This window comes from Agrobacterium sp. CG674 (assembly GCF_053521645.1).
Window position 1 is genome coordinate 12,591 of record NZ_JBNWDZ010000014.1, and the last position, 13,112, is coordinate 25,702.

Annotated in this window: 10 protein-coding genes; all 10 read right to left on the reverse strand. The window is 50.6% G+C overall.

What is annotated here, in order from left to right:
• Positions 1-45 precede the first annotated feature (45 nt).
• Complete coding sequence (locus tag ACQZ51_RS22470) at positions 46-894, reverse strand: FkbM family methyltransferase (protein ID WP_448780711.1); 849 nt, start codon at positions 892-894, stop codon at positions 46-48.
• Between the two features lie 50 nt (positions 895-944).
• Entirely contained in the window at positions 945-2,489 is a 1,545-nt protein-coding gene (locus ACQZ51_RS22475) for a glycosyltransferase (RefSeq protein ID WP_448780713.1), read from the reverse strand.
• Positions 2,486-4,663: a capsular polysaccharide export protein, LipB/KpsS family gene (locus ACQZ51_RS22480; protein ID WP_448780715.1), complete on the reverse strand. Its 2,178-nt coding sequence runs from the start codon at positions 4,661-4,663 to the stop codon at positions 2,486-2,488. The genes ACQZ51_RS22475 and ACQZ51_RS22480 overlap by 4 nt, the downstream gene beginning before the upstream one ends.
• Before the next feature lie 27 nt (positions 4,664-4,690).
• Complete coding sequence (locus ACQZ51_RS22485) at positions 4,691-5,983, reverse strand: capsular polysaccharide export protein, LipB/KpsS family (protein WP_448780717.1); 1,293 nt, start codon at positions 5,981-5,983, stop codon at positions 4,691-4,693.
• 18 nt (positions 5,984-6,001) lie between these two features.
• Positions 6,002-7,282 (reverse strand): RkpR, polysaccharide export protein, encoded by a 1,281-nt coding sequence (locus tag ACQZ51_RS22490; protein ID WP_448780719.1) that lies wholly within the window; start codon positions 7,280-7,282, stop codon positions 6,002-6,004.
• Positions 7,279-7,944, reverse strand: a complete 666-nt coding sequence (locus ACQZ51_RS22495) for an ABC transporter ATP-binding protein (RefSeq protein WP_448780721.1) — start codon at positions 7,942-7,944, stop codon at positions 7,279-7,281. The genes ACQZ51_RS22490 and ACQZ51_RS22495 overlap by 4 nt, the downstream gene beginning before the upstream one ends.
• The gene (locus tag ACQZ51_RS22500; protein ID WP_448780723.1) at positions 7,941-8,711 is read right to left on the reverse strand and encodes an ABC transporter permease; all 771 of its coding nucleotides are present in this window, start codon (positions 8,709-8,711) and stop codon (positions 7,941-7,943) included. Before ACQZ51_RS22500 ends, ACQZ51_RS22495 begins: the two co-directional genes overlap by 4 nt.
• A gap of 99 nt (positions 8,712-8,810) precedes the next feature.
• Positions 8,811-9,965, reverse strand: coding sequence for a polysaccharide biosynthesis/export family protein (locus tag ACQZ51_RS22505; protein ID WP_448780759.1), 1,155 nt, complete (start codon positions 9,963-9,965; stop codon positions 8,811-8,813).
• Between the two features lie 204 nt (positions 9,966-10,169).
• On the reverse strand, positions 10,170-11,480 hold the full coding sequence (locus ACQZ51_RS22510) for a capsule biosynthesis protein (RefSeq protein ID WP_448780724.1): 1,311 nt from the start codon (positions 11,478-11,480) through the stop codon (positions 10,170-10,172).
• Positions 11,477-13,027, reverse strand: a complete 1,551-nt coding sequence (locus tag ACQZ51_RS22515; RefSeq protein ID WP_448780725.1) for an LTA synthase family protein — start codon at positions 13,025-13,027, stop codon at positions 11,477-11,479. The genes ACQZ51_RS22510 and ACQZ51_RS22515 overlap by 4 nt, the downstream gene beginning before the upstream one ends.
• Between the last annotated feature and the right edge of the window lie 85 nt (positions 13,028-13,112).

Here is a 13,112-nt window from a genome sequence, read left to right on the forward strand (position 1 = left end):
GACTAAACTAGCCGGCCGCATCAACACCAAAAGCACAACAAGGCACTAAACAGTAAGAATGACATCCAATTTACGACGCCATATTTCACGATATCCAAAGCTGGACTTAAGCATCGAAATCGCCGCTTTCTCTGGACCGGAAGTTTCCTCTACCAACAGCACCGGTTTATCCCGCGAAATCGTACTAATGGCACCATTGATAACACCGTCACCTCGGCCTTCTACGTCAATCTTGATGAAATCGACTTTCGAAAAGGCGAGATCGTCTATCCGCTCGATGCGCACGTCCCCTGCCTCATCGTCAGCAATTTGATTCCCCCCTAGATTGCTGCTCCATGTATTTAAATTACGCGCACGCGAGGACCTAGCGCCCACGCCCACTTGGTGGAGTTCAACAACATCATCCAAACCATTAAGTTCAACGTTTTTCTGCAATATAGAGAACGCAGGTGGGTTGGGTTCGAAAGAATGCACCTTCTTCACCTCCATCGCCCTGCCAAAGAAAACAGTGTGGTTTCCAATATTAGCACCAACATCAAGAACCACACTCGATGCGCTAACAAGTTTGTGTTGCTGGATAAAATTAAGCGGCTTCGGCTGATAGAAATAAGCCGTCCGCAGAATGTCTTTTTGGATTTGATCAGATCCCCCCAACGGCAAGTAAAACGAAAACGTTACTCCATTGGTTGAAAACCTAAATATCTTATCGTCACTGGAAAAATACGCCGCGTGACCATCAATCTTTTCGTTCTGGAATCGGAAAAAGGGATCAACTGCATTTCTGATAATTTCGGCCAGGCGCGCCTCGCTGAGTTGCTCCTTTAACTCTTTCAATTCGTTTTCCAACTTTTCTAGCCGTAGCAGCATATTTTTTTGGTCATTCTCACTTGCCATCGGTTTCCCACTCCCCCTTATACTAACCAGTTACGATCTCGGCGAACGCCCTAAAGTTTGCTTTTGGCAAGAACACGCAAATAACCGTCACGGAAAGATGTAACCGCACCACGCTTCACGTCCTCGCTACTAGATTTGCGCAATTCATAATTGTTACAAAAGCGATCTGCTAACGTCAGGAACGCTTTAATCCCCTCACCAGAAGGGATATCTTCCGCCGTATATACTAATTCAGTCCTAGGTAACGACTTACTTCCAAGCGAATTTACGTATACGGGAACACCGGCCACAAGACTTTCCATAATCTTAATATTGAGACCTCCCTGCATCAAAACGGGAGAAACAAGCGCATCGATAGACGTATAAAAACCTCGCAAAGAAGCCACGAAGCCAAGACAAGTTATATTAAAAAGCTTGTAATTCCTGCTTTCCACATAACTACAGATATTCCCAGCGATAAATAATCGAGCATTTGGTCTTTGCTTACAAATAAGCGGCCATACGTCAGTTATAATATGATCTATCGCTTTTCTGTTTGCGATCATATCTGCACCAATAAATCCGAATGTCAGCGCTTGAGCATTTCCCGTACCTTCCACCGTATCAATCCAATTGAAACTTGGAGGCATTAAAATAATCTGTTGCTTCAAATCAGTTTTACTAAAAATTTCATAATCTGTTGTAGAAATGGCCGCAACTTTGTCCATCGAGCTCAAAAGCCTGAGTTCCAAATATCTGCCAAATCGACTTAATAACTTTCCGATAAGACCACGTCCTATATAATATCCACTATCACGGACAAAATTCACGTCGTGGGTATCAACGACATACTCAAAATTATTCTTGCGTTTAAGAAAAAATGGAATCATCCAAGCATACGAAAACACAACAATTCCAGATGTTTCAGAATGGCGGTCGATTAACGAGCGATAGCTTGGAGACAGACTGAATTCCATCCGAGCAAAAAGTGGCAAAAAATACCCTCCACCCAACAATTTCTTGCAAGTCGCTCTTAAACGCTTGAGGATTCTTTGAACAATGGTGGAGCCCTCAAAAGCTATAACTTTCACACCAAATTGCCTCAAAAATTCTCTATAGCTCGTATCTAGCGTCTGCTTACCGGCTGCAATCGTTATATTTTCCCCAGAGGAAATAAGCTCAAAAAATAAGCTTAATGCCCGTTGCCTTGAGCCATTATTAGCAGGAGCAAGAGGCCCTGGATAAATGAAAAGAACGTTCTTTGAAATCTCTTCTCTTGCTTCTAAGAACGAATACCCTTGTACTACACCATCGTCAAAACTGAAAAAACTCGGAACTGACTTCGATAAAACTACGGCCAGAACGCTGCGCGCGCACAGCCAAAAACCGTGAGGCCTGAACAACATAGCAGAAATTTGCATCGAGGCGATAAAAGCTTCGAACTGCGTCAGCCCACCCGTGTCATCTTCGAAAAATGAAATACGCTGCCCATCAACAGGTTCACCAGAAGACCGACCGATGACGGCGACCAATGAAGATGGAAAAGACTGATCGATTGCCGCTAAATCGACAGATGTTAACGGACGCTCGGGGGAATAGACAACCACTAAACTCATGATGCTTTTTCTGCCAATTCAATGTCACGATGTTGAGCGACTAGCTCACACAACCCTGCTATGTCTGTCCGCGAACCCTTGTATGGATCGTAATAGACCGATCTCGCCATATATGCCCAATAAAATATCTCTTCTATGGAGCGGGAGCGAGCACGCCAATCAAGTTTTAACGAGTCCTCAGTCAGCCCCCACCCAGCGTAAAAAGGTGCACCGTAAGTCTTCACCTCTTTTCCGGCAATTAAAGCCTCGAAACCCATACCAGATGTGACGCAGCAGACCCGATCAACAACGTTGAATAACGAATACGGATTAATCTCATTATCTTCGACAATAATGCATTCATGATCTAGCAAGCTACCCAGGAAACTTCGACTAAAGTAGGAACCCTTCCCCCCCAAAGTCCCATCAGGATGTCGTTTGAGAATGACTAAAGGGCTTCCACTATCATTTACCGCATCAATAACCATTTGCCGAAACGAGTACTCAGTCGCCAGCCCCGACGCGACCGACTGGTCACCAAACCGTTGATCGACGAGAAGATACTTCTTTCTTGTCGAACCCGCCCAAGCCGGAACATATTCAGGTGCATGATTGTACTTGCTAACTTTTAGCCTCTTGATATTTCCGAGCACATCAGCTGCAAATGCCCGATCCGCTGCGCCTATCTCCCAACTAGACGCCAACATCAATTCAATACGCGACCACTGCCGAGCATCGTAATACGGGGCTAAATCATCAATCAAAAATGATAGCCCAGGGCTACCCGTTAGCCCAATAGACAGGGACCGGACAAAACCGTCTTCAATAAAAAAGAGAGGAGCACCGGATATCTTCGCATTTCTACGCAAGTTGCGGCGACGGTTCGATTCCGCAGTACCCCATTGCAAAAATGCAGCTGAAGCTGAAACCGCAGGAACCGTTGATATCTTGTTGGCGCCGTCGACGCGCCCCACAGCGTCGAAAGACTGCACAAGGAATTTCTGAACGCCTTCGATAACCTCCTTTGTCTCTTCGGACTGAGCAAGCGCAACGGTACCTTGAACCCGGCCCGATACAAGCTTCTTTCCGACAAGTAGCCCAAAATCAGGTGATTGATGAATTTCTAAAATCGAAGCCAAATACGCTGAAACGTTCGCGTTAGTCGATTTAATTTTTTCAAAATTTTCAAATAGCCAATCCAAGCGTTTTTGAGATATCAGCAGCAAAGACAATAAATCTTCCCATTTCGATTTATTCAATTTATGAATCCAGCTACCGAAATGTATTGTCCTCTTACTAGATATTAAGTTTTTTAAAGTTTCATCATCTTTTACTTCCCCCGGAAATAGTGAAACTTTATCCGACTTAATGATTCGATCGTAAGTATTCGTGTTAAGAGCGTTCTCAATACAATCTTCAACGATTATCAAATTCGCGCTTTTTCGCTCACAGTCTTCAATAAGCTTGATAACTAGCTCGTTCCAATATTTTCGATCACGCAAAGCTCCGTTCCCTCCAACAAGAACAAAACAGTTCCGCGTGCTCCTCAAGCCGCAGAAAAATTGCAGACCTCTTATAAAATCTTCGTCGTCTGCATTCTTGCCACGGCGACCCTCAATCCCGTCGGGAAGCGAAACCAAAGTCCTATTCTCAGCCGAGTTCCAAGGAATTTCTCCGATAACATCAAATCCTCCGCGCCCCTCAATAGAATAGAAGCCTAAATTATCGGAAATTGAACTTAGAATTTTAGATAATCTCGTATCTGGAGTGTTTTCTAAAAGCACAAGCTTAGTCCCTTGCTTAGTGCAGATTTTATTCAACTGAAACAATGCAGCCCGAAGTGGCATCGGATCGGCCAGTATGGCATCAACGTCTACACGAGAGTTGCACAGACTAGACAGATCTACAGTTACAATATCGCGCGCCTCGAAATCGGATAGATGCCTCGTTATTCCGCCATCAATTCCGTCGCCAAAACGTGTGCACACAACCAATAATCTTGGTTTGCTGCGAAGCAAATCATCAGCCAAATCCGAATTAATCGACATATAATATCGGCGACTCATAGGCTTAATTGGACTTATTGCCTTCTTTTTTGCAAACATACTGTCAAATAACTTAATCGCATATGGATTTTTTCTCAACGCAGCGGGCGCATTATTCTTTATCAAGGATCCGATCGATTGAATTACCATAGTACATTATTCCTTTACTATTCAGTCTCAATCAATAGACCAAGGATATAGTATCCCGCCGATTGTCTGAAACCGCTTATCGGAAAGCTCTCTGAAAAACCCAGCCGGATTGCTGCGGTACTGGACCTCATCCCGCTCATTCCCCACCTTTGCCACCACACGCGCTACGACTGGCGTTAGCAGATGTCTCCAGCCGAGAAGGCCGTAAGTGCCATACGGTTTCCACTTTACTCTACCGGCCAGTGAAACGTTTGGCTTTGCGGCAGGGTTGATGATGCTGGCTATCGTCTGTTCAAACGAGCTGCTTTTGCCGGTGGCGGGATCAAAATACAGCGGATAAAGGATATAGGTCGCTGCAAAGAGGGCTTCGACGGGCAAGATTCTGCCTCTGCGGGGTGTTGCTTGCCTGTCATCTGTAAGGCCCCAGCCAGCGTAGAAGGGCGCGCCTATTGTGGTGACTTTCTTTCCGCGCATGAGGGCTTCGAAGCCGGCCAGTGACGTGATGGTATAGACGTGATCTGCGGCATCCAGCGCATCTGGCAGGGACATCTGGCCTTTTATGATCGTGCAAAGGCGAGCGACATCATCCGGGTTTGAAACTTCGCGACGCATGCGGCTGAGGACATCAGGGTGGGGCTTATAGGTAATCTCAGCATGCGGGTTTTCTGCTGCGGCCAGGCGCACCAGATCATTGTTCGTAAAGGGGCGATCACAGCCATACAGGATTGAGGCATCTTCCTCCACCTGACCAATGACCAGCACCCGTTTGCGCGTTTGGGCGGTCTGCGTGTGTGCAGGCGTCTGGCTCGCGAGGCGTCCGTTATATTTCGTCAGCCGCTGTTCAAGCAAGGTCTGCATGCCCTTGCACGCGCGCTGCATGAGTTGCCGGTCATTTTCGAAATCATAATGCAGGAGCAGGTCTTCAAGATCGCTTATGCCGCGACTATCGAAATATGGCCGGTTGCTATCCAGCGACAAGGAGAGCGGGACGGAGTAACCGGCGTGTGCTTCCAGAGAGCGGATAAAGCCATCTTCCATGAAAAACACCGGCAGGCCGAGGCGAGCGATTTCCTGCGCCGCGAAATCCGGCAGGTTATTGCTCCAGACGAAGACGACAGGCTTTTGCGGTGCCTGGAGAAGCGGCAGCACATGACGCCGAAACGTGCGCGGGGTGAGCTGGAACGGCGCGAAGTGAATGTGTTTATGCGGGAAAAACTGTTGCAAGAAGGGGTGTTTCCACGCCTTCATGTGGAATGCGATGACCGTGCCTTCGGCACTTAGCATTTCTGCACGGTGGGCTAGCGGCGCTTGGCCTGTCATCTCACTGGGCGCCATCACTCAGTTGCGGTCACGAATGTTGTAATAGGCCATTGTGACCACGCCCCATGCGAAGAGGCAGGCAAGGAACACCAGAGCTACATTCATGGAGCGGCTTGGATATTGCGCCATTTGCGACAATGTTGGCTGGATGAAGGTGGCGAGGTATCGCTGCTGGTTATTGGCTTCCATCCGCGCCTTTTCCAGACCGCTCAAGGCTGCGGTATAGGCTTTTTCCGCAAATTCACGCTCTGTTTCCAGGGCCTCATAGTTCAGAATGCGGGTGGCGACATCACTGGACTGGCTGTTGCCGGACGTGCCGCTGCCGAAGCGCTGCTTTTCCTGCTCCAGCTGTTTCTCAAGGCTGTTGATCTGCGTGGTGATGACGCGGATGCGCGGGGAATTTGCCGCCATTCTGGTCTGTGCAGCGGTGAGTTCGGTTTTCAACTGGGTCAGCTGCTGTTCCAGTGTGCCAACCAGCAGGGCAGCGAGCTTGGCTGCCTCCACCGGATCTGCCTCCTGGGTGACATCGCGGAAGTTTCTGAGCGACACGCGGGCATTCGACAGGCGGGCTTCCGCCAGCGCTACCTCTTCCTGCGATGCCTTCAGCACACCGTTGCGGGATTCCAGCGACAGATCATTGATAAGCCGTTCGCTTTCCACAATGATCGCATCTGCGATGGCCTGTGCCGTTTGCGGCTCAAACGCCTTGACCGAGAGGTTGAGGATGGACGAGGTGTGGTCATAGTCGATCCTGACCATGTTCTTCCAGTATTCCAGCCGATCCTCTATCGGCAAGCCGGGGGCCATCGCGTAAAAGAAATCCGCGCCACGGCGGGCGAAGGCCTGTTCCAGATCAACGGTTTCCGAAACGGCCTCGATCATGCGTTCGCTGCGGATATAATCCAGCAGCATGTAGGAATCCGAACCCGTCGTGCTGCTGCCAGCGCCCTGGGTGAACATGCCGAGGAGATCGCCGCTGACCTTGCCATCAATGCTGCGCACCGCAAAGGCGGTGGAGCTGTGGTACTGATCTGCCGCGATGAATGCCATGTAGACGCCAGCGAGGGCCGTTGGCACCGCTACGCACAGCGCAAAGCCGGCGGCGATGACCACGTGGCGCAGTTTCAAGCCTTTCAGCCGCTTGCGAATGACCGGTTGCGGCGAGCCTATGCGCGTACCATCCCGCTCCGGCTTGATATCCAGCTTCAGAAGGTTATCGAACACCGTGAGGTTGGCGCGCTTCGCAGGAAGCTTCACGTCATCGGCTTTCTTATCCGGGCCTGGGCTCTCGACGCTCATTTCTCGCTTCCCTTCATATTGCGGTCATGAACGCGAATGGCGTCCTCGACATCATCGAAATATGTCAGCTTTCCGTTTTCCAGAACAACACCGGTTTCGCAATAATCTCGAATCGTGCCTGTGCTATGGGATACCATTATCACGTCTGAGTCCTGCAAGCGATGCTTGAACACATCGTGGCACTTCTTCTTGAAATTGGCATCCCCGACCGCCGTGATCTCATCCACCAGATAATAATCGAACTTGATGCCCATGCTGACCCCAAAGGCCAGCCGCGCCTTCATACCCGACGAATACGTTCCAACCGGGGCGCTGTAAAAGGCGCCGAGCTCTGCGAAGTCATCCACATAGGCAATCAGCTCATCCGTATCCACGCCGTAAATGCGGGCGACAAAGCGGACATTCTGCTCACCCGACATGCTGGGCTGGAAGCTGCCCTGAAAGCCAAGCGGCCAGGAGATCTTGCCCGCCCGTACAATGCGACCGCGATCCAGTTGCAGGGAGCCGGCAATCAACTGCAGCAGGGTCGATTTTCCCGCCCCGTTGCGCCCCAGAAGCCCGACACTGCGCCCACGATTGATGACCATGGACGCGTTCTCGATAATCGGCTTCTTTATGCCCTTGGCGTGGACATATTTCGTTGCGTGCTCCAGCCTGATCATCGGCTCCTCAACACGGAAACTGAGGTGGTGAACAGCGCAAGGCCGACGAACATGACGGTGAATGTGAAGGAGTAGAGATAGAACAGGTCCATCTCACTGGCACGATATTCGGGATAAAAGCCCTTGCGAAACAGCATGACGACGTGAACCAGGGGATTGAGAAGCACGATGTCTCTGATGGGACCGGGAAGAGCATCCGGCAGGAAGAAGACGCCGGAGATCAGGAAGAGCGGACGGTTTATGATATTGAAAATCTGCTCGTACAACGGAAATTTGAGCGTTGCGACATTGTTGAAGATACCAACTCCGAGCCCAAGAAGCGTGGCGGCAAAAGTGGCTTCGAGAATGGCGGGCCAGTTCAGGTAGACCGGCTGGTCGACCGTCATCAAAATCACGCCCAGCACGCAGAAAGAGACGACCGCTGTTGTGCCTGCCTGCAATATATATCGCGAAACAATGGTGTCGATGGGCGCAACATTGGGATAGCTCAACAGCGTGCGATTGGCCTTGATGGCGCCGTTGATATAGCTCGCCATGGCCGCATAAAACTGAAAAGCGAGATAACCCGTCGCAAAGAACAAAGGAAAGCTTTTGCCTAGCGCCGGAGTATGGGTGATCGCCATGAAAATCAGGGACAGAAAGGCGATGTGACCGGCGGGATCGATAATGGCCCAGATATAGCCACCCGGCTTGCTCCCAAAGCGCGTCGACATCTCTCGCACCAAAAGAGCTGCGACAACGCGAATATGGGTCTCGAGATAATACAATCTATATTCCCGAAAGCTGGAAACCGTCTATTCAGAGGATGCTTATATGAATTGATAACAGCTCAGCGCCCATCCGCCAAGCCATACATGTCTTCATGGTCAGTCCGCAAAGTTCTTGACCTGATAGGCCGTGCCAATCGGGCGGCCTACCAATTGCAGGAACCGATCGATATCGACAGCCGGATGGCGCGACACGAAGATGACGTCGCGGCTCTTGATCGGGAATGTCTGCCCAACGATCAAGCTATCCGGACGTGTCATATCCAACCGGTAGACAATCGGGAAACGACCATCCCTGTTGGGAGACATGCCCTTGTCACGCAACTGCCGGAACCGTTCCCCGCCTAGCAGGTCGGCTACAATTTCAGGCTCCTCATATCTGAAGATAAAATAGCCAGCCGCGTTAGACCGATCAGAAGCTCCGCCTCCAGCCATAGCAACGGCCTCGAGAATATTGAGATCGTTTGCCCCAAACTCGATACGGCTGTTCTTCAGGACTTCACCCAACACAGTGAACGTGCGCGGATCCTTGGAAACAAAAATCTGATCGCCCGGCTCGATGTGAATGTTTTCGGACGGGTTCTCGATGATCGTCTTGAGGAGTGCCGTTCCAGTCTGCTTGCCACGAACAAGGGTAACGTAGGATTCGTATGGCTGCGCGCTGGGGCCACCTGCCTTGGCGACAACCTCGGCAATCGTTTCGCCTGCTAGGCTCAAAGGCACCATTGATGGGCTTCCGACCGCACCTGAAACGGTGACATTTCGAGACGCTGTACCTGTGCTGGTGACGATGACATCCGGCTCCACCGCCTTACCCTTGAGGCCAGCGAGGATAGCCTGACGTGCTTGCTCAAGGGTACGCCCGGCAAACTTGACGGTTCCCACATAGGGGATGGCTGCTGTTCCATCAGGTTGGACGACAACATCAAGTGTTGTCTGCTTGCTTTCTGACGTCGAAAACAGACCGTCGGCACCTGCCTCGAACACTGTGACCTTCAGTTGATCACCCACGCCGATGACGACACGTTTCGCCGCACCACCAATACCAAACCGGCGATGAAGGGTCGTAGTCGAAAAATTCGCAACCATCTGAGCTGAACGATGACTGACATCAACAACATCGAAAACAGTCGAAACTGAATCGCCTGCAACAACCGCTGGCTTCCCGGCCTGCGCGTTGATTTCCATGGCGCTTGGACCTGCGCTCGGCAGTGCTTCACAACCAGACACACCCGCACACACCAGAACCAACATGCCGCAGGACGTTTTGGAACCTAAAAACCAACGCAAATTACATTCCCCAGATGCCTAGCTTGGCAACGTCAGCACTAACGAGAATGCCGAGTTGTCCGCATTAGATTATTGCAGTTTTTACTCTCAACAGCTTCTTAAAGAAGACCAAAAAAGCGAAGCAACCTCGCATAGAAAAATTCTTTGTCGCCAACTGTGCCAAACTTATCACGCATGCCTTTCAACCGCGATCCTCGTTCTCTTGACTGGCTTGACGCGAGGAACATATCCACAGTCTGCGCCCAAGCCGCTCACCTCATGACAAAGCAATTTTTGTCCGATATCCGCAGCAGCAGAATCGGTACCTCGTCTTGAGTAAAAGTTTCCCCTCACGTGAATGCTGTTTGCCATGAGCCGAAAAAAGCAATCGGTCAAATCTGGTTCAGGCTTTTCAGGAGCGCTCCAGAAAGTGTCGAGATTTCCCTGATGCGTCATGCCTCGCACATCGTAGATCGCACAACCGAGAACTTTGACAGGTAAACCCGCCTTGAGGGAGTTAAGGACCGCAGTGGAATTGACTGTCACCATGCCACGACACTTGCGCGCCAGAAGCGAAAGATCGCCGCCATCGATAAGATGAACTCGGGCCGTTATACCAAGTGACTCTGCTAGCCCTCCGATTTGCCGCGCCCAGTCGATCAGCCCGTTATCCAGCGGGTGAATTTTGATGACAAGCGCGGTATCCGATGAAGAATGCTGAGCGAATGACCGCAAAACTTCGTCTATCGCTTCCGACTGTGAGCGATAAGGAGAGTGCGCGCGCAACTGATAATCCGTTTCCAGTTGTAGCGGATAGACGAAAAGAGGTTGGTCGGAACGCATGACCATTTCGATGACGGCATCGGCCACTTTCCGGCGTCGGCCTGATTGCGACAGACGACGTACCCAACCTACATATTCAAGGACAGGATGAAAAATTGCGTGACGTCGATAGCCCGGAAAAAGGGGGGCCAGCAGGACGTTAGGAATATTGTAGGCAATATCCAGAACTGCCTCCACGAAGAACTGCTGATGGTAGATCTTCTCCATCGAAGGCATTGGCAGAGAAGCGCCTGCAGAGCGAATATGGTCCGGATCGTTTGGAAACCGAGAGTTCGACGACATTCCGTCCCTTTCAACGGTGATCCAGTCCGGACGGAGATACCCCATTTCAATGACGGTGACCGCGATGTTCCGTGCCTTGGCCACGTCAACTGCGACGCGGTGGTAGGGACGTTCTTCCCCCAAGAGCACGAGGTCTGTGACTTTGTGAGAGGACATCAGCTGGTCGATGTACGACTGCCATTCATCAAAGCCCCGGCGATAATTCTGCGCACCGCCGCGCCGCCAGAAAAGCCAGTCACCGACGTTCAAATTGACACGCAAACAGAGGTGACCAGCCTTTTCGAGGACACCAGCAATCTTGTAAAAGATTGACGACGATGGTCCTTGCAAAAACAGAAACACACGACGGGATGACGGCGTGGCGACAAGGCTCATACAAGACGCTCCTTGTAGAGCTTGGCGTGTTGCAGGATCGCTTCGAAGAGGTTCCAGGGAGCTTCATCCCGAGCACCGAGCCGAGGCGGCTCTTCCGGTTTTGCTGTGCCGAGGGGAACGACGAAGTAATCTGTCCGTGGATCCGGGAATGGATCCGCGTAGGACTTTAACAAGGGTGCATGGTCACCGTAAAATGCCAGCCAGACAGGCCGGCCAGATGCATCGAGCCTATCCACCAATGTTGAGAGTGCCGCATCGGCTTCCCTTAGAAGCTCTCGGTATATCTCGACTGGCTGTGCTAAACCATCGACGCGCCCAGGCTCCCAAGGGCCGTGGTTGGCCATGGATGCGACGAACATGAAGGATGGTTTGTTCCCCCCTACCCCTTCGATGATGGTGAGTACTTTTTCGGTTAAATCAGCGTCAGACACATATGGTTTTGCCGCCGTCGGCTGATATGCGAACGCATCCAGCATCGTCATATGCTCGAAACCGAGCAGCGGCAGCGCCTTATGCCGCATGAAAAACGTTTTGTCGTACGGATGAATGAAATGGGTATGCCACCCATTTCGCAGCAACTTATTAGGCCAGACAATCTCAGCATAGTGACCGGCACGCAAGTATGGATAAGAGGCGTCCACATGTACCTCTTCCGGCTGTAGCCCGCTGAGAACGGCAAATTCTGTGCGAAGCGTATAACCACCCTCAAACACATTGGTAAGACGCCCCCACTGGACGGCCTCACGTTTCAACCTGTCGATGGTTGGCAAGTCGAGCTCATTGTCCCCCATATGACGTAAGTCGTAAAAGGACTCCGACTGCCAGATAACGATCAAAGGCGCGTCGTTATTCTCGCCATCGATCAGGTCATGGATAGCACGGTGAAGGCCATGAGTAATTTCACTGACAACATGGTCGCGATTTTTTCCTAGCCAGACCAGGAAGTGCAGGGCAACCGAGGTGAAGGTCCCAAACCTGACAGTGTTGGGCCTGACTTTGAGCGACTTGAGAAGACGTTCGGAAAGACTTGCAATGAGCTGATTGAGAGGCTTGGAGAATACGCATATGATCGGCGTCAAGAAGGCGGCCAGACCGAAAATGACCCAGAAGAACTGGAGATGGTCCGGCAATATTGAAGGTTCAAAAATCATGTATAGCGCAGAAACGCCGAATACATAGCCCAGAGCCAAAATCCAGAACAGAATATTGAATTTTGTTGCATAGAAAATCGTCTTGTATTTGAAGACATCAACGACCAGCGCAATATCTGAGAACAACAATGGCTCACGGATAAATACGAATTTTACACGCGATATTCCTGTAAAAATGACGAAGAAGCTTGCCGTTCCATGGGCCGCATATATCGGCCGCCAAGAAATAGCAAAGAAGAACAAGAATACAAATGCGATGATCGGAATTCGGGCGCTGAGCTCCACAACAGTACGCGCGAAACGACGCGGCTGCGTGTATTTTCTCCGGGCATCTTTAGGGAGAGCAAACATATCCGTCGCATAAATAATCAACGTCGCCGCGAGGAACGAAAGCATGGTCAACTCGACAGGATGGTCATGATAGGCGAGAGAATTAAGCATACATTTTTATTAGCTTGCGGTCAGAAAGACGCAACTCCTT

Bases quoted from the DNA above. Each gene is read 5' to 3' on its own strand.
- ACQZ51_RS22470 (WP_448780711.1), bottom strand. From the start codon at position 894: ATGGCAAGTGAGAATGACCAAAAAAATATGCTGCTACGGCTAGAAAAG.
- ACQZ51_RS22475 (WP_448780713.1), bottom strand. From the start codon at position 2,489: ATGAGTTTAGTGGTTGTCTATTCCCCCGAGCGTCCGTTAACATCTGTC.
- ACQZ51_RS22480 (WP_448780715.1), bottom strand. From the start codon at position 4,663: ATGGTAATTCAATCGATCGGATCCTTGATAAAGAATAATGCGCCCGCT.
- ACQZ51_RS22485 (WP_448780717.1), bottom strand. From the start codon at position 5,983: ATGACAGGCCAAGCGCCGCTAGCCCACCGTGCAGAAATGCTAAGTGCC.
- ACQZ51_RS22490 (WP_448780719.1), bottom strand. From the start codon at position 7,282: ATGAGCGTCGAGAGCCCAGGCCCGGATAAGAAAGCCGATGACGTGAAG.
- ACQZ51_RS22495 (WP_448780721.1), bottom strand. From the start codon at position 7,944: ATGATCAGGCTGGAGCACGCAACGAAATATGTCCACGCCAAGGGCATA.
- ACQZ51_RS22505 (WP_448780759.1), bottom strand. From the start codon at position 9,965: ATGTTGGTTCTGGTGTGTGCGGGTGTGTCTGGTTGTGAAGCACTGCCG.
- ACQZ51_RS22510 (WP_448780724.1), bottom strand. From the start codon at position 11,480: ATGAGCCTTGTCGCCACGCCGTCATCCCGTCGTGTGTTTCTGTTTTTG.
- ACQZ51_RS22515 (WP_448780725.1), bottom strand. From the start codon at position 13,027: ATGCTTTCGTTCCTCGCGGCGACGTTGATTATTTATGCGACGGATATG.